General features: G+C 65.9%; 22 protein-coding genes. 11 read left to right on the forward strand and 11 right to left on the reverse strand.

Annotation, left to right across the window (positions count from 1 at the left end; translation table 11 throughout):
- Positions 1–27 precede the first annotated feature (27 nt).
- The gene (locus tag ABEA02_RS11325) at positions 28–444 is read right to left on the reverse strand and encodes a COG4315 family predicted lipoprotein (protein ID WP_345533062.1); all 417 of its coding nucleotides are present in this window, start codon (positions 442–444) and stop codon (positions 28–30) included.
- 298 nt (positions 445–742) lie between these two features.
- Here ABEA02_RS11325 and ABEA02_RS11330 point away from each other — a divergent pair, with 298 nt between their 5' ends.
- On the forward strand, positions 743–1,408 hold the full coding sequence (locus ABEA02_RS11330; RefSeq protein ID WP_345533063.1) for a response regulator transcription factor: 666 nt from the start codon (positions 743–745) through the stop codon (positions 1,406–1,408).
- A gap of 33 nt (positions 1,409–1,441) precedes the next feature.
- A complete protein-coding gene (locus tag ABEA02_RS11335) occupies positions 1,442–3,406 on the forward strand; it encodes a sensor histidine kinase (protein WP_345533064.1) in 1,965 nt (654 codons plus the stop codon).
- Here the strand turns inward: ABEA02_RS11335 and ABEA02_RS11340 are convergent.
- The gene (locus ABEA02_RS11340; protein ID WP_345533065.1) at positions 3,392–4,477 is read right to left on the reverse strand and encodes a MerR family transcriptional regulator; all 1,086 of its coding nucleotides are present in this window, start codon (positions 4,475–4,477) and stop codon (positions 3,392–3,394) included. The two genes, ABEA02_RS11335 and ABEA02_RS11340, sit on opposite strands and share 15 nt — an antisense overlap.
- 171 nt (positions 4,478–4,648) lie before the next feature.
- Between ABEA02_RS11340 and ABEA02_RS11345 the strand changes: the two genes are divergently transcribed.
- Genes ABEA02_RS11345 through ABEA02_RS11365 form a run of 5 tightly spaced genes read left to right on the forward strand, consistent with a single transcriptional unit; the run spans position 4,649 to position 7,814 of the window.
- Positions 4,649–4,957 carry a high-potential iron-sulfur protein gene (locus ABEA02_RS11345; protein ID WP_345533066.1) on the forward strand — a complete coding sequence of 103 codons (309 nt, stop codon included), beginning with the start codon at positions 4,649–4,651 and terminating at the stop codon, positions 4,955–4,957.
- 35 nt (positions 4,958–4,992) lie between these two features.
- Positions 4,993–6,177, forward strand: a complete 1,185-nt coding sequence (locus ABEA02_RS11350; protein WP_345533067.1) for an FAD-binding domain-containing protein — start codon at positions 4,993–4,995, stop codon at positions 6,175–6,177.
- Positions 6,177–6,578 (forward strand): thiol-disulfide oxidoreductase DCC family protein, encoded by a 402-nt coding sequence (locus ABEA02_RS11355; protein WP_345533068.1) that lies wholly within the window; start codon positions 6,177–6,179, stop codon positions 6,576–6,578. Before ABEA02_RS11350 ends, ABEA02_RS11355 begins: the two co-directional genes overlap by 1 nt.
- A 33-nt stretch (positions 6,579–6,611) precedes the next feature.
- Complete coding sequence (locus ABEA02_RS11360; RefSeq protein WP_345533069.1) at positions 6,612–7,343, forward strand: SDR family NAD(P)-dependent oxidoreductase; 732 nt, start codon at positions 6,612–6,614, stop codon at positions 7,341–7,343.
- Between the two features lie 27 nt (positions 7,344–7,370).
- Positions 7,371–7,814: a DUF3429 domain-containing protein gene (locus ABEA02_RS11365; protein ID WP_345533070.1), complete on the forward strand. Its 444-nt coding sequence runs from the start codon at positions 7,371–7,373 to the stop codon at positions 7,812–7,814.
- A 15-nt stretch (positions 7,815–7,829) separates the two neighbouring features.
- Here the strand turns inward: ABEA02_RS11365 and ABEA02_RS11370 are convergent, their stop codons facing one another.
- The 8 genes from ABEA02_RS11370 to ABEA02_RS11405 all read right to left on the reverse strand — a co-directional run bounded on the left by ABEA02_RS11370 (position 7,830) and on the right by ABEA02_RS11405 (position 14,226).
- Entirely contained in the window at positions 7,830–8,573 is a 744-nt protein-coding gene (locus ABEA02_RS11370) for an anti-sigma factor (protein ID WP_345533071.1), read from the reverse strand.
- Entirely contained in the window at positions 8,570–9,157 is a 588-nt protein-coding gene (locus tag ABEA02_RS11375; protein ID WP_345533072.1) for a sigma-70 family RNA polymerase sigma factor, read from the reverse strand. The genes ABEA02_RS11370 and ABEA02_RS11375 overlap by 4 nt, the downstream gene beginning before the upstream one ends.
- Positions 9,158–9,244: 87 nt before the next feature.
- The gene (locus ABEA02_RS11380; protein WP_345533073.1) at positions 9,245–9,856 is read right to left on the reverse strand and encodes a glutathione S-transferase family protein; all 612 of its coding nucleotides are present in this window, start codon (positions 9,854–9,856) and stop codon (positions 9,245–9,247) included.
- Positions 9,853–10,275: a GFA family protein gene (locus ABEA02_RS11385; RefSeq protein WP_345533074.1), complete on the reverse strand. Its 423-nt coding sequence runs from the start codon at positions 10,273–10,275 to the stop codon at positions 9,853–9,855. Before ABEA02_RS11385 ends, ABEA02_RS11380 begins: the two co-directional genes overlap by 4 nt.
- Positions 10,272–10,667 (reverse strand): GNAT family N-acetyltransferase, encoded by a 396-nt coding sequence (locus tag ABEA02_RS11390; RefSeq protein ID WP_345533075.1) that lies wholly within the window; start codon positions 10,665–10,667, stop codon positions 10,272–10,274. The genes ABEA02_RS11385 and ABEA02_RS11390 overlap by 4 nt, the downstream gene beginning before the upstream one ends.
- Positions 10,664–12,757 (reverse strand): sensor histidine kinase, encoded by a 2,094-nt coding sequence (locus ABEA02_RS11395; protein WP_345533076.1) that lies wholly within the window; start codon positions 12,755–12,757, stop codon positions 10,664–10,666. The genes ABEA02_RS11390 and ABEA02_RS11395 overlap by 4 nt, the downstream gene beginning before the upstream one ends.
- The gene (locus ABEA02_RS11400; protein ID WP_345533077.1) at positions 12,757–13,455 is read right to left on the reverse strand and encodes a response regulator transcription factor; all 699 of its coding nucleotides are present in this window, start codon (positions 13,453–13,455) and stop codon (positions 12,757–12,759) included. Before ABEA02_RS11400 ends, ABEA02_RS11395 begins: the two co-directional genes overlap by 1 nt.
- 30 nt (positions 13,456–13,485) lie before the next feature.
- On the reverse strand, positions 13,486–14,226 hold the full coding sequence (locus ABEA02_RS11405; RefSeq protein WP_345533078.1) for a hypothetical protein: 741 nt from the start codon (positions 14,224–14,226) through the stop codon (positions 13,486–13,488).
- A 191-nt stretch (positions 14,227–14,417) separates the two neighbouring features.
- Between ABEA02_RS11405 and ABEA02_RS11410 the strand changes: the two genes are divergently transcribed.
- The 4 genes from ABEA02_RS11410 to ABEA02_RS11425 all read left to right on the forward strand — a co-directional run bounded on the left by ABEA02_RS11410 (position 14,418) and on the right by ABEA02_RS11425 (position 19,628).
- Positions 14,418–15,188 carry a hypothetical protein gene (locus tag ABEA02_RS11410; RefSeq protein ID WP_345533079.1) on the forward strand — a complete coding sequence of 257 codons (771 nt, stop codon included), beginning with the start codon at positions 14,418–14,420 and terminating at the stop codon, positions 15,186–15,188.
- Between the two features lie 337 nt (positions 15,189–15,525).
- On the forward strand, positions 15,526–16,776 hold the full coding sequence (locus tag ABEA02_RS11415; RefSeq protein ID WP_345533080.1) for an SPFH domain-containing protein: 1,251 nt from the start codon (positions 15,526–15,528) through the stop codon (positions 16,774–16,776).
- A complete protein-coding gene (locus tag ABEA02_RS11420; RefSeq protein WP_345533081.1) occupies positions 16,773–18,272 on the forward strand; it encodes an SH3 domain-containing protein in 1,500 nt (499 codons plus the stop codon). The genes ABEA02_RS11415 and ABEA02_RS11420 overlap by 4 nt, the downstream gene beginning before the upstream one ends.
- Positions 18,273–18,347: 75 nt before the next feature.
- Positions 18,348–19,628: an aspartate carbamoyltransferase gene (locus ABEA02_RS11425; protein WP_345533082.1), complete on the forward strand. Its 1,281-nt coding sequence runs from the start codon at positions 18,348–18,350 to the stop codon at positions 19,626–19,628.
- Between the two features lie 106 nt (positions 19,629–19,734).
- Here ABEA02_RS11425 and ABEA02_RS11430 read toward each other — a convergent pair whose 3' ends face one another.
- Positions 19,735–20,238, reverse strand: a complete 504-nt coding sequence (locus ABEA02_RS11430; protein ID WP_345533083.1) for a hypothetical protein — start codon at positions 20,236–20,238, stop codon at positions 19,735–19,737.
- Positions 20,239–20,433: the final 195 nt, after the last annotated feature.

Consider the following 20,433-nt stretch of genomic DNA (forward strand, 5'->3'; position numbering starts at 1 on the left):
ACACCAGGTGCGCGGCATCCTGCAACATCAATAGCTATAGCCGCTCTTGGGCGCCTCAACCGCGGCAGCCTTCTTGGCCGCAGGCACGACGTGCCAGACGCCACCCGACTTGTCGCCATTCACATCGCCCGGCTGCGCATCGCCGACGAAGAAGTACAGGGGCTGACCCTTGAAGGCCCACTGGCTGCTGCCATCGTCACGCTTGATGATCGTGAAGTCGGCATCTGCCGCGGCCGGGTTGGCAACCGCAAAGGCCGGCCAGGCGGTCAGGCAGGCGCCGTTGCAGTTGCTCTTGCCGGCGGCATCCTTGTCGAAGGTGTAGAGCGTGCGGCCTTCCTTGCTGGCGAGGATGCCGTTCTTTTCGATGGTGGGATTGGCCTGTGCCATACCGGTCAGGGCAATGAGGGCGGCAGCGAAAGTGATACGGATGGTGATGCGATTCATGGTGTGACTCCCTGTGTGAGTTGAAGGTTTGCCGGATTCAAGGCCGGACACCCCACATACGGAATGGCCCCCGGAATCGGATGCAGCTTTCGCAAAATACTTTTGCGGCGTGTTGTGTGGCGTGTTGCCCTCAGCGCCGGCAGACTCTGAAACGTCAGGCCTTCGCCAGATAGCCCCAACATTGGGGCCACGCGCGCATGACAAATCCGTTGCCAAGCCCCGGGGGCGCCGATACGCTCGGGTGATGACAAACGGGCCTGCCCCTCTCTCTGCACCTCACACGGCACACAGCAGCGCCATGCTGCCGATCGCCGTCGCCGTGGTGGATGACGAAACCCACGTGCGCCGCCTGTTCGAAAGCGCCGTGCAGGCCGACAGCGGGCTGACGCTGGCTTTCGCCGCGCAGACCGTGGCGGAAGCGAAGGCGCTGGCGCAGACCCATGCCGCCCAGGTCTACCTCGTCGACCTCGGCCTGCCCGACGCGGACGGGCGCGAGTTCATCCGCTGGATCACCAGCAACCAGCCCGGCGCGCTGGTGATGGTGGTGACCACCTTTGGCGACGACGAACACATCGTCAGCAGTTTCGCTGCCGGCGCCGTGGGCTACCTGCTCAAGGATTCATCGACCGGCGAGATCGCGCAGCGCATCGCCGAGCTGGTGGCAGGTGGCTCGCCGATCAGCCCCAGCGTGGCGCGGCGCATGCTGCAGCACTTCGTTTCCACCCCCCCTTCACCAGCCGCACCCAGCGCCCCCGCTGTGCCCGAATCAGAGAACACGCTGAGCGTGCGCGAACACGAAGTGCTGCGCCTCATCGAGAAGGGCCTGACCTACGACGAGGTGGCGCAGGCCCTGGGCATCACCTGGCACACCGTGACGGGCTACCTGCGGCGCGTGTATCGCAAGCTGGAAGTCAATTCGCGCGGCGAAGCCGTGTTCGAGGCCCGCCAGCGCGGGTGGCTGTAAGCTGGCGAGACCCAGCTACCGCGAAAGCCTTACGTGCCCAAGCCTCACTCCCTCAGATGGTTCGCCAGCCTCAAATGGGCCACCGGTCTTTTCGCTTTGCTTGCGGCCTTGCTGTGTGCCAGCGTGCTTGCCCAGAGCACCGCCGGCAAACCCACCACCCCACCGAAGCCCCCCGCGCCAACGCGTCTTGACCAAGCGCAGATCCTCTTCAGCGACGCGCTGACGCCACCGCCTGACAGCGCAGCCTGGCAGCCGCAGCAACTGCCGGACAACTGGAGCCTGACGCGCCCCGGCGTCGGCGGCTTTGCCTGGTATCGCATCGAGTTCACGCTCAACGCAAAGCAGCTGCAGCTCTCGGCCCTGCACGTGCCCAAGGTGAGCATGAACGGCGCGGCCTTCATCAATGGCGAGTTCGTCGGCTCGGGCGGACGCTTTACCGAGCCGATCGCGCGGCAGTGGTACCGCCCGCAGATCTACGTCATCCCGAAAAGCCTGCTGGTCGAGGGGCGCAATGTCATCCACTACCGCGTGAAGGCCTATGCCAACGACGCGGGCGGTCTCTCCGAGCTCTACTTCGGTGTGGGCACGCCGGTTGCCGAGATGTGGCGCGACCAGTACTTCTGGCAGCTCATCACCGTGCAAATGACCAGCGCGCTCAGCGTGGGTCTGAGCTCGCTGGCCCTGCTGGCCTGGATGCTGCGCCGCTGGAGCAGCGCCTACGGCTACTACGGCGCCTCGGTGCTGCTGTGGGGCATACGCAATACGCATTTCCTGTTCCGCGACCTGCCGCTGCCCGTGCACTACTGGGAACTGCTGGTCTCCAGCTCGCAAATCTGGGTGGCGCTGCTGATGTTCATGTTCGTGCTGCGCTTCGAGAACCTGCGCCGCCCCTGGCTGGAGCGCGGCATGGCCGCCTTTGCCGTGCTGGCGCCCTGCGTGCTGTGGGCGGTCGACGCGCTGCAGTTCCGCAGCACCACCACCGCCTGCTACGCCATCCTGCTGCTGATCGGCACCTACATCCTCGGCGCGCTGGCGCGCGTCGCCTGGCGTGACCGCAGCGCCGCCACCGTGCTGCTGCTGGGCGCCACCTCGGTGGTGTTCGGCCTCAGCCTGCATGCCTGGCTGGTCTACGCCAACCTGCTCGACTACAGCACGCCCTACTACCTGCACTACGGGCCGCCCGTGCTGTTCATCGCCGTGGCGTGGAACATGTTCGTGCGCTTTGCGCAGGCGCAGGACGAAGCCGACCACCTGACGCGCACACTGGAGTCGCGCATCGAAGAAAAGAGCGCCGAACTCGCGCTGACCCATGAGCGCATCCGCGCCGCCGAAGCCGCCAATCTGCGCATCATGGAGCGCGAGCGCTTCATGCAGGACATGCACGACGGCCTCGGCTCGCAGCTGGTCAGCTCGCTGGCCATGGCGCAGGCCGGCGAGCTGAGCCGCGAGCAGACCTACGAGCTGCTGCGCAGCTGCATCGACGACCTGCGTCTGGCCATCGACACCTCGAACGACGCCGACGATTCGCTGGCCCTCGCGCTGGGCAATCTGCGCTTCCGCATGGAGCCGCGCCTCAAGTCCGCCGGCATCGCGCTGCAGTGGCATGCCGAGCTCGACCACAACGAGCAGAGCCTGCCGCCCGAGTGCAAGCTGCCCATCCTGCGCATCGTGCAGGAGAGCATCACCAACACGCTCAAGCACGCGCGCGCGCGGACACTGTGGGTGTCAATCAGCCAGTCGCCGACCGCGCTGGTCATCGAAGTGCGTGACGACGGCTGCGGCTTCAAGGTCGACGCCACGCGTCAGGGCGGCCAGGGCAAGGGACTCAACAGCCTCGACAAACGCGCCCGCACGCTGGGTGCCGAGCTCTTGCTGAGCAGCTCGCCAGCGGGCACAACGGTTCGCCTGACCCTGCCGCTGCCGCGGCCCGGCGACTCAGGTACCAACTGCGGTACCAACGGAGGTACCAACTCTGGCAGCAACTCAGGCAGCGCCTGAGCCCCGCGCGTCTTTCGCGCTGACGGGCCGTGCCGCTGGCAGGGGCAGGCCCTCGTGCAGGGCAACGTACTCCAGCGCAGACTCGAAGCGCGCCCGCGCGGCGGCGGCCACGCGGCGCAGATAGCCATGCAGTTCGGCATCGGCGGCGCTGCGGTTCTCGCACTGCGCGCTGTAGGCCTCGAAGTGCGTGAGCTGTGCCAGCAGTTCGGCCACATGGCGCGGGCATTCGCAGGCGATGGTCGATGAGCGCACGGCAAAGTCGGCCAGCGCCGTGACATCCCAGCGCACCGGTGGAACGCTCTCGGGCTCGTGCATGGGGGGCGCCGCTGCAGGCGGCGTCGCCTGGCTCAAGGCGCGCAACCACTGGGCCAGTACGGCATCGGGCTGCGGCTCGCGCAGCAGCGCAAAGCCGGCGGCGGCAAGGGCCTCGCAGGTTGAATCGGCGGCGAAGCCGTAGAGCACGGCGCGCGGCACATGCGCCAGCGCGGGCGCCTGCGTCACCTCGGCGTCGAGCCAGCCGGCGTGCAGCTGCGGCGCATGACACAGCACGGCATCCACCTCCGCAGCAGGTAACGCCGCAGCCGCCTCGGCGAAGCTTTCGAATGGCCCGAGCAGCACCAGCGGCCGCCCGAGGCGGCGCAGCAGTGGCCGCGAACGCTGGATGCGCCGCGCCAGCCCGGCGCCGATCACGGCCAGCCGCCAGGGCCGCGCCTGCGGGGCCGCTCGGGGCTCGCCCAGCTCGCCCTCTGCGGTGCGCGCACGCGTCCTGGCGTGCGTGGCCGCCACACCCTGCAGCTGCGAAATGTCCATGCCGGCGAGGCTGCCGATGGCGTGGCCGCGGTCTACCAGCTGTTTGATGAGCGCGAGGCGCTGCACATCGTCGGCCGAATAGAGGCGCTGTCCGCTGGCCGACAGCGCCGCCCGGGTCAGCGCATAGCGCCGCTCCCAGACGCGCAGGGTCGTCACCGGCATGCCCAGCATGCGGGCCACGGCGCCACTGCGGAGGCCCGACCTGTCAGCCGTCCCGGCCAAGGGCTTGCCCGACAGAGGGCCGACCAGCTTTTTTCCCATGTTTACCCCTGATTTCGTGTTTGTGACTTCATTTTGACTCGCTTTGTCGCAGATTGTCTTGTCTATATTCGCTCGTGTAGTCAAACCGAGTCGTTATTGCTCGGCCTTTTGCGGCATACCCACCCAAGTCTGTTGCCACCGGCTTGTCTCACACTCAAGGAAGGAACTGCCATGAAGCACCCAGTCTCCCGTCGCGTTTTCCTGCTTACGCTCGCTGCATCCGGTGCCGCCCTCGCCACACGGGCGCAGGCGCAGGCCACGCTGGATGAAAAGGATCCCCAGGCTGTTGCGCTGGGCTATGTCGCCGATGCCAAGCGGGCCGATGCGAAGAAATTTCCGCAGTACGCGGCCGGCCACAACTGCGGCAACTGTGCGCTGTTCCAGGGCAAGGCCTCTGACAAGCTGGGCGGCTGCCCCGCATTCGGCACACGCAAGGTCGCCGCAGCGGGCTGGTGCAGTGCCTGGGCCAAAAAAGCCTGAGGCTGACGCCTTGCTTCACGCACCAGGCGGCCAGCATGGCTGAAGACTTCGCCCCCACCCTCGCGGCAGCCCATGCCCGCATCGCCGCCGTGCAGCCGGCCGCTTACGCGCGCACGCGCAACGCCATCGACGGAGCGGTGACCGGGCTGTCGCCCTACATCACGCATGGCTTCGTGACGCTGGCCGAGGTGCTGGCGGGCGTTGCGGCACGCCATGCGCTGGATGTGCAGCACAAGTTCGTCTTCGAACTGGGCTGGCGCGCCTACTTCCGTCATGTCTGGCAGCACCGGGGCGAGGGCATATTCCAGTCCCTGCACGCGGGGCCCCTGCCGGATGCGGCCTACAGCCGCAGCCTGCCCGATGACATCCGCCATGGCTGCACGGGTGTGCCGGTCATCGACACGGCGGTGCGCAGCCTGTACGCCACCGGCATGCTGCACAACCACGCGCGCATGTGGCTGGCCAGCTATGTGGTGCACCTGCGCAAGGTGCATTGGCGCGTTGGCGCCGACTGGCTGTACGGCCACCTGCTCGATGGCGACCTCGCCAGCAACCACCTGAGCTGGCAGTGGGTGGCCGGCACCGGCAGCTGCAAGCCCTACCTCTTCAATGCCGAGAACGTGGCGCGCTACGCGCCGCCCGCCTGGCATAGCGCAGGCTCGGTGATCGACACCACCTACGCACAGCTGGAAGAGTGGGCGCGCGACCCGGCCTTCCGCGCGCAAGGCTCTGCCACCACGCCCGCCGTCACCGAGCCCCCGCTACTGGCGCACCCGCCCGGCGATGCGGGGCTGAGCGCGCCCGATGCGGCCCGCGTCAAGCATCGCGACGTGTGGCTGGTCCACCCTTGGAACCTCGGCAAGTTGCCAGCCGATCTGCCGCCCGATGTCTGCGTGATCGGCCTCGTGTTGACCGACTTCCATCGCGCCTGGCCCTGGAGCGAGCGACGCTGGCGGTTTGTCAGCACGCGCATGGCCGAGCTGGCGGAATGCTGCTGGGTGGGCGACGCGCAGGCCATCGCGACGGCGCTGCACTCGGCGCGCAGTGTATGGAGCGTCGCCGAGCCGCACCTGTCGCCCTGGCTGTCGCAGCTCGCCACCTGTGTGCCCGAGGCGCCGTTATTCCCGACCATCGACAGGCGCTGTGATGCCTTTGCGCAGTGGTGGAAGCGTGCCGCGCCCGGACTCGACATCGGCGCCGCGCAGGAGGCTAAGCAGTAATGCCCGAGACCTCACCCAATACCGCGCCACTGACCGTGCTGTACGACGGCGACTGCCCCCTGTGCCGCCGTGAAATGGCGCTCTACCGCAGCCTGGAGCCGCGCGCGCCGCTGTGCTTTGTCGACATCAGCGACACGAGGACCGCGCTGCCGCCGGGGCGCACGCGCGCCGAGTTGCTGGCGCGCTTTCACCTGCGCAATCCCGATGGCGAACTGCTCAGCGGCGCCGCGGCCTTTGTAGCCCTGTGGGCGGCGCTGCCGGGATGGCGCTGGCTGGCGCGCATGGCGCACCTGCCCGGCGTGGAGTGGCTGCTGGAGCGTTGCTACAGGCTTTTCCTGCGCCTGCGGCCTCGCCTGCAGCGGTGGGCCGCAAGACTGGACCGCAAGCGTGCGAACCACTGAAACCGATTGCTCTCTTTCAAGGAACAAGCCTTCATGACTCCCATCGTTCTCATCACTGGCGCCAGCGGCGGCATCGGTCGTGCCCTCGCGCGCCGCTTGCACACGCAGGGCTACCGCGTTGCCGCAGTGGGGCGCGATGAATCACGGCTCGCCGAGGTCGATGCCACCGCGCGCATCGTGGCCGACACCACCACGCCCGGAGGCGCTGCGCTGGCGGTCGCCAGTTGCCAGGAAGTGCTCGGCGCCATGCCGACGCTGCTCGCACACTGTGTCGGCAGCACACTCATCACGCCGCTGCATCGCACGCGCCTCGAGAGTTATCACGACGTGATGCGCGTCAATCTCGACAGTGCGGTGTTCATGCTGCAGGCCTGGATCACGGCCCTGCAGGGCGGCAGTGGCGCAGCGGTGTTCGCCAGCTCGGTCGTGGCGCGCATCGGTGTCGCCAACCACGAGGCCATCGCCGCCGCCAAGGGCGGCGTAGAGGCGCTGGTGCGCAGCGCAGCCGCCACCTATGCCGGTCAGGGCCTGCGCGTGAACGCCGTGGCGCCGGGCATGACCGACACGCCGATGACGGCCGGCATGCTCAAGGTCGCATCCTTGCGCGAGGGCGCCGCCCGGCAATACCCGCTCGAAGGCGTGCAGACCGCCGAACAGGTGGCCGAGGTGATGGCCTGGCTGCTCAGTGATGGCGCCGCGCGCCTGACCGGTCAGATCATTCCCGTGGATGGCGGCTTCACTGCCGTGCGTCCGCTGGTGAAGTAGGCCGCTACGAGGGGAGAGCGCGTTCTGATGAGGCTGTATTCCCCGCCCAAGCCGTTGGCCCCCCGGCGCCTGGCTCGTTGCCTGGGCCATTCCGGCCTCGTCCCCTTCGTAATACCGGCGGCACTGCTGTGGGCCGGACCCAGCGCCTGGCACGCGTTTGCCAGCCAGGCACTAGGCGCCTATGCAGCGGTGATCGTCTCGTTTCTGGGCGGCATTCACTGGGGCCTCGCATTTCGCGACGGCGGCGCGGCGCGCTTCCTGTGGGGTGTGCTGCCCTCGCTGGTCGCCGCTGCGGCCCTGCTGCTGCCCGCGCGACACGCCTTGCTGCTGCTCGGGCTGATGTTGCTGCTGTGCTATGGCGTGGACCGCCGGGTGTACCCCGCGCACGGCCTGCAGGCCTGGCTGGGCTTGCGGTTGCAGCTGACCGCGGTGGCAACGATGTCCTGCCTTTTCGGGGCCGCGCGCTGCTGAACCAACGGGCGTTAGCTACCAGAGCTTGACGCAATGCCCCGTCAGCACGAAGGCTTCAGCTGAAGCGGGCGGCGCATCACCGGCCGCAGCCGGCGCTTCCTGCAGCGTCACGCCCAGCCGCGTCACGTTGCTGAGCAGACTCTCGGCGCTTGCGGCCATCTCGAAGCCACCCTTGGCAGTGGCAGGCACCACGCCGAGCGGGAAAGCGGCGAGCGGCTTGCCCGCCTCGTCCTGCGGCAGGGCCCACAGCTGCAGCACCTTGCCGGTCGGCACGTCGAGCGGGCGCAGCAGCTTGATGGTCATGCGCGTGCCCTGCCGGGTCGAACTGGCGAGCACCGTGGGGCGGCCCTCGCGGTCGGTCAGCAGGCCCACGTAGCTCTGCGGCAGGGCCTGCTCGCGCTGCGCCAGCGCGTCGAGCGAGACGAAGCGCTGCGGCTGTAGCATCACCGCGCCGACACCGATCACCAGACCCACCGAGAAGACCATTGCCGGGCGTAGCCACGACCACAGTGAAGCCCGGGGCTTGGTCGCCCAGCCCAGCTGCGCTTCGATGGCCAACAGGGTTTTTGCCGGTGGCGCCACCGGCGGCACCGACACCGCCAGCGCAGCAAGGCGCGTCTCCCATTGCTGCACGGCCTGCCGGATCTGCGGCGATTGCTGCATGAGGCGGCGGAAACGCCGCAGCGCCGGGCCGCGCAAGGTGCCCAGCGCGTACTCGCTGGCCAGCCTGTCGATCAACTCGGGGCGTTGGTAGTTCATGCCTGCGCCTCCAGACAGCGCTTCAGGCGATCCAGCCCGCGCCGTACCCAGGCCTTCACCGAACCCAGTGGTGCCGCCATCTGCTCGGCCACTTCGCTGTGCGACAGGCCGTGGTAGTACGCCAGCGCGAGGCTCTGCCGGTGCGGGGCATCCAGCGCGTCCATGCAGCCGCGTACCGACAACGCTTCGGTGGCCTCTCCCAGCATGTCGAGCAGATCCCCTTTCCCGTCCTCGATATCGAGCTCGCGCCCATCCTCGTCCTGCGGCAGCGCCGTCTCATGCCGCTGCGCCGCACTGCGCACCAGGTCCAGCGCACGGTTGCGCACTACGCTGATCAGCCAGGTCATCGGCGCCGCCATCGACGCCTGGTAGTCCCCCGCCTTGTGCCACACGCTGACGAAGGACTCCTGCAACACCTCTTCCGCCAGATCGCGCCGGTTCAATATACGGAGCGCCACGCCAAACAGATGCGCTGAACTCAGTTCATATACGCGCCGGAAGGCTGCACGGTCGCCCAGCGCCACACGGGCAAGCTGCTCGGCGAGCAGGGCGGAATCAGGATTGGCAGGTTTGCTTGAATGCATCACAGGCTGAAGTATCGCAGTGAAAGAGGCCGAAGCTAAGAAACTCCTGCATCCCTGTCTGCCCCCAGAACTGGGGCCGCAGCGGTGTCAGTCGGGCAAGTTCATCCCGCGATAGCCGGGTTGCGCAGCAACGCGCGCCAGCCAGGCCTTCACCGCCGGGTAGGCCGCAATGTCGAAGCCGCCCTCCGGCGCGACGTGCGTGTAAGCGTAGAGCGCAATGTCGGCGATGCAGTACTGCTCGCCCACGAAGAACTGGCGGGTAGCCAGATGCTGCTCCATCACACCCAGTGCGCGATGCCCGCCCGGCATCTTGTCCTGCAAGGCCTGCTCCTTCGCAGGCGGCCGCCCCAGGTAGCGCACGATGTAGCGCGCTGTCGCGATATACGGCTCATGACTGTACTGCTCAAAGAACATCCACTGCAGCACCTGCGCACGCAGCAGGCGATCGGTCGGCAACAGCGTCGAGCCCTCAGCCAGGTAGTGCAGGATCGCGTTCGACTCCGCGAGGCAACTGCCATCCGGCAACACCAGCACGGGAATCTTGCCGTTGGGATTCATCGCCAGGAATTCGGGCGTGTGCGTCTCCTTGTTCAGGATGTCGACGTGGCGCCACTGGTACGGCAAGCCCAGCTGATCCAGCACAAGGCGGATCTTGAAGCAATTGCCGGACTGGATGTCGCCGAACACCGTGTAAGTCACAACTGTTCTCCCGTCTTGCGGTCTGCCGGATGATTCACCCCATCGTATGTTGGAATGCCTTCGATCCTGAGGGGATTCACACCGTCCAGACAGGCCACGTTGAAGCCGTATTGCGTCGGGTTCGAGCGACGCTGATGATGGGTATAGATCCCACAGACGCGGCAGAAATAGTGGCGCGCCGTGCGTGTGTTGAATTGGTAGAGCGTCAGATGCTCCTCGCCCTTGATGACATGAATGCCCGCCAGAGGCACCGATGCCACGATCGCTCCCCGCCGCCGACACAGCGAACAATCGCAGCGGCGCACATCGATCAGACCATCCGGCAAGTCCAGCTCCAGCTCGACACTGCCGCAATGACAGCGCGCACGATGCCGCGGCTGGATGGCTACCCCATCGACCTCTGTCAGATTGATGCTCATGCGTTGTCTTCCCCACCGGTGATAACCGAAAACCGCAGGATATCGTCCCGCCTCGCCCAGCCCAGGTGCGCCCAGAAGGCCTGCGCCGCTGCGTTGCTGACGAGCACGTCGCAATGCGACTTGGCGATGCCCTCTTGCGCCAACGCGGCGAGGCAGGCGTCGACCAGCGCCCGCGCGATGCCCTGCCCGCGATACGCAGGCAGCACCAGCAGATGCTGCAGGTAGCCGCGCCGGCCGTCGTGGCCGGCCATGAGGCAGCCGACCACTTCGTCTGCCACTTCGGCAACGAAGCTCAGACCCGGATTGCGGGCGAGGTAGCGCGCCGTGGCCTGCATGAGGGCGAGCAGGTGCAGATGATCGGCAAGGTTCAGGGGGCGCAAGGTGTAGCTCATGCGGAATCCTTGGCAGGCATCAGGCTGAGGGTGAAGCTCACGCCATCTTCTTCATTGCGCGCAGCGATGGTGCCGCCCATCTTGGCCATGTAGGTGCGGGCGACGAACAGGCCCTGGCCACGATTGCCCTGCGCGGCGGAGTCGGGCTGGTCAGAGACGCCGTACTCGAAGATCTTGTCGAGCATGTCAGGCGCGATCTGCGGGCCTGCGTTGTGAATGCGGATGTGCACGCGCTCGGCGTCCCGGGCGAGTTCGATGCTGATCGGCGTGTCGGGCAATCGGAAGCGCGCGGCATTGCTGAGCACGTGGGTCACCACGTCTTCGAGCGGAAACTCGTCGGCACGCGCCAACACGGGCGCGCCGGCCGGTGTGTAGCGCACATCGGCAATGCCGGCGGCGGGCGCGTTCTGTGCGATCGCCTGCAGGAAGGCGTCGACGTCCAGCGCCTGCAGCTGCAGCTGGGTAGTCTCGAAGGCTTCGCTGGGCGAGGCATGGCCGTACAGCACACGGATGGCCTGCTGCATGCGCAGCAGGTAGCGCCGACTGGCGTCCTCATCACTGCCATGCAGGGCGAGCAGCGACTGCAGCGGCGACATGATCTCGTGGCCGACGGCATGCCACATGTCCTTCTCCTGTGCGGCGCGGATCTTTTCGCGGGCCATGTCTTCGCGCACGCGACCCTGCAACTCGTGCAGGTTGGTGGCGAGGATGCCCAGCTCGTCGCCGCCGCGCAGGTCGGCCACGTCGAACTGTTCCAATCGCTCTGCCGCCGTCGCCAGTTGGCGCGCGGCACGCGTGCGGCGGGTGAGGATGGCAATGCGCCGGATGATGCCCAGCTCGATGAGGAACCAGGCGATGCCAATGGCCAGCAGCAAGGCGCCAACGATCCAGGACATGCGCGTCGCCGTGCGCGCGAGGATGCGGTTGGCGTTGCGCACGTCACCGGCAAGCAACAGCTCGTAACGACCGCCCGGCGTGCTGATGAATTCCTGCGCGTCGAGTTTGAGCGTGCCGGCGTCGACGGGCAGGCGACGGATCAGGGCATTGATCAGCGGCGACACCGGGTCTTCCGAATCGTCGGTGCCCACCATGCGCAGCAGCTCGGCGCCGGGCTTGCTGCTACCGACCTTGCGGATCATCAGGCTCTCACCGGGCAGCAGCAGACTGCGCAGGTCGTCGAGCTGGAAGACCATGCGCGCTTCATCGTGGTTGCTGTCGAACAGCGGCGTCGCATTGCCCGGCGCATGCAGGGCCAGGCTCACGCGCATGTCAGCAAGGTCAGGCGGTGGCCACACGGTGTTGCGACGCGTGTCGAACTCTTCGGCCAGCAAGGCCACGGGCAGGCGCAGCGAATAGAACACTTCGCGCGCGCAGTCTGCCGCACCCTGCGGCACCTCCTGCGGGCGCGCACATTCCGGCGATTGCCATAGCCAGCCGCGGAAGTCGCGCTGGGGCCGCATGCGGCTGTAGTCGCCATCGGCACGCTCGACAAAACCCGTGAGCCGGCCGCGCTGGGCGCGCGCCTCGGGCGGTGTCTCACCCTCGAAGACGGCCAGCCAGTTGTACTGCACACCGCGCAGCGCCAGCTGCACGCGCATGCGATGCGCCAGGCTCAGATCACGCTGACCCTGACGGTGCGACACCAGGGTGTCGACGTTCACACGTCCGGCCACATAGACGAAAGCACCGGCCCACTGCCGCGAACCGACGGCCACGCACATCGCCGCATCGTCGGGGTACTGCACCAGGCAGCCCGAGGTCTCTACCGCTACGCGTACCTTGCCGGGATCGTCGAAATCGAGCGCGGCATAAGGCAGCAACAAGGGCCGCAAGGGCGTCAGGTGCTGCCCGCCTGCTTCGGGATTCAGAAGCGCCAGCTGCCCCGTGGGGTGACGCAAGCGCGCCGCAATCTGGTCGGCAGTCTTGGCGAAGCCCTCGCGATAGGCATCGAAGCCCTGCTGCTTCTCTTCGCGCAGCACGAACACCGCCAGCGCAACGATGGCGCACGCCAGCAGCAGAAACACCACGCGGAAAAAGAAACGCAGGCGGATCGACGCCAGCCAGGCCAGCGCGCGGCTGAGCGATTGCATCAGCGCTCGCCCTGCGCCCAGCGGAAGCCGCGCATGGGCACGTTCTCGATGCCGTCGAAATCGGGGTCGATCTCGCGGAAGGCGTCGCGGATGGTGCTGACATGCTTGCGGATGTTGTCGCGGTTGCGCCCGCTCTTCACCACCTGGAACAGGTCTTCGTAAGACACGACCTGCCCGGAATGCTCGTACAGCGCCAGCAGGATGCGCTGGGCCGTCAGCGGCAGGTTCACGCGTTTGCCACGCCACTGCGTTGCGCCCTGCCGCAGCGGATCGATGGAGAGCTCCTCCCTTGCAGGCGCTGCCGGTGCGGCTTCGCTACGCGGTTTGGCACTGCGCAGCATGTCGAGGAAGGTCTCGACGAAGTCGCTCTCCTCGAACGTTGTTTTCTGCAGATAGTCCCATGCGTCCAGCGCCTTCATGATGCTGCGGTAGATCGCCGCAGGCATCGCCGACACCACCAGCACGGGCGTCGTGCCGGCCTTGTTGATGGCATTGATGATGGCCACGCCGGCGTTGCGTTCGCGGCCCAGTTCGATGTCGAGCAGGATGACGTCGTACTGCTCGCGCGCAATCGCCGCCTCGGCCTCGTCGCGTGTGAACCACTGCTCGACGACGATGCCGGGGCGCGCCGCCTCGATCCAGCCGCGCAGCTGGTTGCTGGTGGGAATGTCGTCTTCGATGACGGCGACTTTGGTCATGCTGAGTTTCCTCTGCTTGCAGATTGCAAACTAGTCACGTGTTGCTCGTTTTGCGTTCAGTTCCGAAGTGTAAGGACGAAGCTCGCCCTCGAAGTGCTCGACAATCTTCGTCCCCTCACACTCACAAGTCTCGCCTTCCTTCAGGCCATCACATTCGCAGACTCTGCCATAGAGCCACAGTTCAAGGTGCCCATCTGCGTTCATATCCGTTACATAGCCTACGCTTCCGGAGGCGTTCATGAATCCGTACTCTGAAGCATTGGCAAGCTCATAAATGCGATCTTCGCGGACCACTACCATGATCTTGTACTCACGTTCCAGAACGTCTTCCTGCCCTTCCTTCTTCGGCTGACTGACCCTCTCGCAGCGCGACACAACCAGCGATTCCGGGTGGTCGCGCCGGGTATATACGGTCACATTCTCTGACTCACATTTGTGGGCGCGGAAAATGAGCCAGACCTGCTCGGCAATCTCGTCAGAGAACATCAACGCCAGCTCGCCCTGACCTTCGAGGCGGGAGACCTCAAACCTGGCTTGTTCCCGGGGTTCACAAGCGGCGGCGATTTCCGCGCCAGACGCCTGTTCGCATGTCTCGTCCTGACCCTCCGCCGATTCATCACCTTCGTCCGCGGTCTCGACGGTCTCCGTCTCAGACTCTGTGGTCACGACGGCATCGGACTTCAGGACAAAGTAGATGCCACCCAGCAACAGTGCAGTCATCAGGAGGACCAGCACTATTTCGGTACGGGAGGGTTGGCTAGCGGGCTTCATCTTGGTTCCTCGTGGAATGACGAGGCCATTCTGCCCGGTTTGATAGAGCGAAAACGGCTTGTGAAGATTCCTTCCGCGCCCCGGAAGAAAGTCGGCCGGTAGCGGCGTTGAGCCTTCCACGGGCGCAGTTTGAAGATGGCATCACGGCCAGGCGACATGCCGGCCCTCTTCAGACAAACCGGGAGGACACCATGAACAAGAGCATCACCCAGACCTGGCGCAACCTGCGCCGCTACAAGGCGCACTGGCTGTACCTGCTGTGCATGATCGGCGCCATCGCACTGGCGTATTCGACCGCTGCCAATGCGCAGGACACTCCGTCGCCCACTCCCGGTTTCGTCAGTCTCGGAGACGGTGGCCGCTACGAGCGCGACGCGCTGCCGCGCAGCCCCGGCTGGCAAGGCCTGTTCTGTGACAAGAAGGGCTGCGAACTGCGCCGGGCGCGCGTGCGCATCGCGCTGGCCGAAGAAGAAAACGTCCTGGGTGAGCTGGAGCCCAGCGAGGAGCTGCTGATCGACGATTCGCCACTCGCCGTTTTCAACGCACTGAACCTTGCAACAGGCCCGGTCACCACCCATTACCAGCCGGACGAGAACCATCCGACCACGCAGCATCGCAGCCTGCACAAGCTGGGCTACTGGAAGCTGCCGGGCAGTGACTCGCTGAAGCTGTCGTGGGTGAAGCTGGCCGACGGCAGCTTCCGCTACCACCTCGGTGATGGCACGACGAAGCAGTTCCTCTTCCGCACCGACGCAGAAGGGCATTACGGCGAAGACACCACGCCCATCGTGCACTGGGTGGGAGATCTGGACAGCGACGGCCGCATCGACTTCATCGTGAGCCTGCCGGGCAGCAGCTGCGGCTACGACTATCGTTTGTATATGTCATCGCAGGCCCGTGAGGGACAGCTTGTGGGCAAGGCCGCACACTTCACGGGCAGCATGCCGGCCTGCGGTTGCTGAACTGTCTTTTCCAGCTGAAGGCGAACCGGGCCTTGCCCGGTTCGCCATTTTCATTTCTGGTTGGCAACAGATCCCGCGTCTTTGGCAACAACCCCACACCGTCATTCCCGCGCAGGCGGGAATCCAGCGACTTTACGAGCTTGCGATTACGACACAGGATTCCCGCCTTCGCGGGAATGACGGCATTTGTTCATTTGTCCCCGACGTGAAGATTCCTTCCGCCCCCCGGAAGAAAGTCGGAAGGCCGCGTCATTGAGCCTTCCACGGCCCCGGTTCGAAGATGGCATCACGGCAAGGCAATCACGCCAGCCACCACCGAACCGAAGGGAGCACCGCCATGAACATGCCTCGTATGAACCGTATCTCCGCCGCCCTGCGCGCCCTGCGCATGAAGATCTCCGGCCGGCTGCAGACGCCTGACGCCGTCAAGCTCGACGGCCTGCGCAGCGTCGTGCGCCCGCTGATTCTCGTCACCCTCGTCGGTGGTGTGGGCTACGCGGTGATCAAGCATCCGCCCGTGACGACGGTGGAGCGCGGCGAAGTGGGCCTGCGCACCAACCAGCTGACGGGTTCGGTGACCGAGGTGCGCGACAGTTCGACCCTGCTCATCCCCGGGCTGCACCAGATCCGCCGCCTCTCGCTGCGCGACCAGATCTACCGCGCCGAGCGCAGCGCGACAGCGGAAGGTGAAGCCCCCTTCCAGTCGCTCGAGGGCATGTCGCTGGGCGTTGAGCTGACCGTGCGCTACGCGCTGGACCCGGCGCGCGTCAGCGCGATTGCGAAGTCGCTGCCCGATGACATTGGTGGCCAGGTCGTTGAGCCCGAAGTGCAGGGCGTGGTCTACAAGACCTTCACGCGTTACACGGTGCGCGAGATCTTTTCGACCAAGCGCGCCGAGATCCAGCAAAGCATCGAAGCCGAGCTCAAGCCCAAGCTCGCGGCGGACGGCATCATCCTGCGCGGCGTGATGATGGGCAAGGTCGACTTGCCGGCCGAGTACCGCGCCGGTCTCGACCACCTGCTGTCCGAAGAGCTCGCCACCGAGAAGATGCGTTACACGCTGGAGCTCAAGGAAAAGCAGGTCAAGCAAACCGAGCTGGAAAGCGCTGCCGAAGCCGTGCGCCGCGAGAAAGCCGCCGAAGCGGCCGGCAACGAACAGGTAATCGCCGCCAAGGCGCAGGCTGAAGCGATGAAGCATGTGCTGCCGTTCAAGGAGAAGCAGATCCAGCAACGCGAGCTGGAAGCCAACGCCGAGAAAATCGCCCGCATCAAACGCGCCGAAGCCGAGGCTGAAGCACGCAAGATCGAAGTCGTCGCCGAGGCCGAATCGCGCCAGAAGCTCGCGAGTGCCGATGCCTACCGCGTCGAAGTGATGGGCAAAGCCGCCAGCGCGCAGATGGAGCGCGATGGTGCCTTGCTGTCGAAACACCCGCTGCTGATCCAGAAGGCCATGGCCGACAAGCTCAGCGACAAGATCTCGGTGATCATCGCCCCGCCCAACACCGGCGGCTTCATTGGCAGCAACCTCATCGGCAACGGCGCTGCGCCGGCCCCCGCGCCCAAGACCGCTGAAGAAGGAGCCGAATGATGCTCGCCACCGCACTCACCGTCATGGCCATCGTGACGCAGGACCAGACCGCCCTGCGCGCCGCACCGCGTGACTCGGCACCGCAGCAGGTCCAGCTCGCGCAGGGCGAGAGCCTGGAAGTGCGCGGCCAGAAGGGCGACTTCCTGCAGGTGTGGGATCACCGCCGCGAGCGCGGCGGCTACCTGCGCGCCACCCAGGTGCGGCGCTACACCCTCAACGCCGAATCCGCCCCGGCACTGCTCGCCGTCACACAGTTCGTTCGCGACACGCCGGGGCAGGAGGCGCTGGGCATCAGCCACGCAGCGGCCTTCCTGCACGCTGCACCGGCCGAGGCGATCACGCCGGAAGCCTTCGATGCCCTGGGCACCATGGCCGATCGCCTCGCCCGCCGCGCTTCGCAATCACGCGGCAAGGCCGGTGACGTGCTGACCGCGCAGCAACTCGAAGTCGTCGCTGCGTATGGGGTCTCGATGCAGAGCTTCGAACGCGACGGCCAGATGCAGATCTGCTACGACGGCGAAGCCTTCCGCCGCGTGATGGCACTGCCGAAAAGCACGCCCGAGCAGAAGGCCCGCGCCGCGCTGGCCCTCACGCGCCACGACTGCGTGAGCCCCACGCTGACGCCCACCGAGCGTGCCAGCCTCGACGCCTGGCGTTACGACGTGCTGAGCCGCGTCGACACCACGCCCCTGCCCGAGCACCTGAAGAACCGCATCCACATGCGACGCGCCGGTGTGCTGTCTGCCATCGCGTATCAACAGGCACGCCGTAACGAGAACCCGATGGAAACGGCCCAGCGTGCACTCGGCAGCCTCGCCGCGATCAACAAGAGCGAGCTCACCGAAGACGACGCCAACAGCTACAGCGATGCCGCCGTGCGCGTCGGTGCCGTGCGCTGGGCCGCCGAACTGCCGGGCAAGCCCGCCAGCCTGAGCCTGACGACCCGCGCCGGCCAACCCGGTGAAACCTGCATCCAGTTGATCGACGCCAAGGAGAACAAGAAAATCGCCGGGCCGTCCCAAGATTTTCGCAGCCCCCCTGGGGGGCAGCCTGGGCCGAATGGCCCAGGTGGGGGTGCAAGCAGTGCGGTGTTCGAGCGCTGCACCTGGGGCACGGTGTGGACTGCCTCGGCCAGCGTCAACGCGCAACGCACAGCCGTCACGGTCGCTGTGCAGACCGGGGAGACCTGGCGCGAACTGTGGCTGTTCCGCAAGGGCGAAGAAGGCTGGAACGTCGATGTGATCCCGCCTTCCGCCAACTTCACGACCGAAGGCCCGGCCATCGGCTACATCGAGTTCGCCGGCTGGGTGCCCGGCAACCAGCAGATCCTTGCCGCGCGCGAAGTACGCGTCGACGGCCGCTACAAGCGCAGCTTCGAGATCCTCAACCTCGACAGCCTGCAGGTCGCCCGCTGGGCCGACCGCTTCGAGTCACTGGCCGCCTTCTACAAGTGGCAGGACCCGCGCTGGAAGGGTACGACGGTGAGCGTGCGCTGAGCACTACGCATTGCGCATCTTTGATTTCGCTATCGTTCGGGCAAACTGCCGGTAAGCTCAGTACAAGGATGCGCAATGCGTACATCACAACAGGACTTCCTCCGTAGCCACCTGCAGGCCACGAAGCTCACCCGCGAGCAGTTCGCCAACCAGCTGGGCATCAAGAAGCGCGCGCTGGACACCTGGCTGCTGCCAGATAGTTCGAAGGAGGCGCGCCGGATGCCGGACGCCGTGCGCCAGCTCATCACGCAACGCTGGCCGCTGGGATCAGGGGCGCTCGCCGACGGCACCCTGCTCGACAGCCTGAAGTGCGAGGGCGTGCCTCACGTGCTGAGCGTGAGCCAGTTCAACCGCGACTCGCTCGAAGCCCTGTTCCGCATCGCGCAGCTGCTGGAGCCGGTCGCCCAGCGACGCAAGGTCTGCCCCGTGCTCGACGGCGCGGTACTCGGCAACCTTTTCTTCGAACCCAGCACGCGCACGCGGCTCTCCTTCGGTGCCGCCTTCGCGCGGCTCGGGGGATCGATCTGCGACACCACGGGCTTCACCTTCTCGTCGATGGCCAAGGGCGAATCACTCGCCGACACGGCACGCGTCGTCGCCGGCTACTTCGACATCCTCGTGCTGCGTCATCCGGACACCGGCTCGGTTGCGCGCTTCGCTCAGGACATCGAAGTGCCCGTCATCAACGGCGGCGATGGCGCGGGCGAACACCCCACGCAGGCTCTGCTCGACATCTACACCATCGAGCAGGAGTTCCGCCGCCTCGGCAAATCCATCGACGGCAGCTGCATCGCCCTGGTCGGCGACCTGCGCCACGGCCGCGCCGTGCAGTCGCTGTTCCGCCTGCTGCAGGTGTTCAAGGGCGTGCACTTCAAGCTCGTCGCACCGAGTGCGCTGGCCATGCCCGCCGAGCTCATCGAAACCGCTAGCGCTGCGGGCCACAAAGTGACACAGCACAGCACGCTGGACACCGGCCTCAAGGGCGCTGACGTCATCTACGCCACACGCATCCAGCGCGAACGCATGACGACCGAAATCATGGAGAGCTACCCGGAGCGCTTCCGCATCGACAAGGCGGTGATCCGCCGCGTCGCGCAGAAAGACGCCGTGATCCTGCACCCCCTGCCGCGCGACAGCGACCCGGCCGCCAACGACCTCGCGACCGACCTCGACGACGACCCGCGCCTCGCCATCTTCCGCCAGACCGACAACGGCATTGCCGTACGCATGGCGGTGTTTGCGGTGTTGCTAGGGGTGGAGAGCCAGCTATCGTCCGCGATGCGCGATGCCCGGTGGCGACGGCCTGCTCGAATCGGCAAACAGGATGCGGCTTTTCACCGACCTGTTGGCGGGTGAGGCACGCTGGCGAATGCTGCAGGCCTCCAGGCAGCAGGCAAGATGCGACGGTCCGCGACAGCCCCACACCGTTGGCTCAAACCTGAACGCTCGGAAAAACTCATGTTCATTGCACTTCAATGAACTCTGTCGCCGGCATGCGCACCACAGCTGGCGCTCCCTTTGCAGATACTGAAATGGAAATCGGTACATCACCAATTTCTGAGCACACGTCGTGTCCATCGGAAATCAGCAGCGAACCACCTCGATACACCTTTACCCTGACACCCGTTCGTGTTGCACACCAACCAACCGGATGCCACCGCAGCGCAAACTCCGGCTGCACGACAACGCGCACGGCAGTACCGGATAGCTTGCAGGTCACGGTCTTGCGATGCTGTTTAGTACGATAGTGCACTTCATCGCTGGAGGTAATCGTGCGGAGCTCTTCCGTATTCCATCTTTTGGGATACCAGTCGGCAAGAAGCTCCACTCCATCTTCATTCCAGGCTCGCTCGATCTTCACTTCAAGTTGGGTGGGCGTACACATTACGCCGACGACGACATGCAGTTGATCGGCAAACGCCGCTTGCGACAGCAACATCAGCGGAAGAAGAAGTATCCGTTGCATGCAGGAAGCCCGTAGTCTGATGTAAGTAATGAGTCTCGGTTGTGTTCCGGAAGTCGAAGCCTGGCGATGAATGCTCCGGATCAGAGCGATACTCACGCTCGTTCGTCAATCCACTTGCGGCGGACGTTTCCCAAAAGAGCAGGCAAGCAGGGACAGCGCAAAGCGACTTCCAGCCTCCTGTCGAATCCACTACAC

The sequence above is a fragment of the Viridibacterium curvum genome (genome assembly GCF_039544165.1).
Taxonomy (GTDB): Bacteria; Pseudomonadota; Gammaproteobacteria; order Burkholderiales; family Rhodocyclaceae; genus Viridibacterium; species Viridibacterium curvum.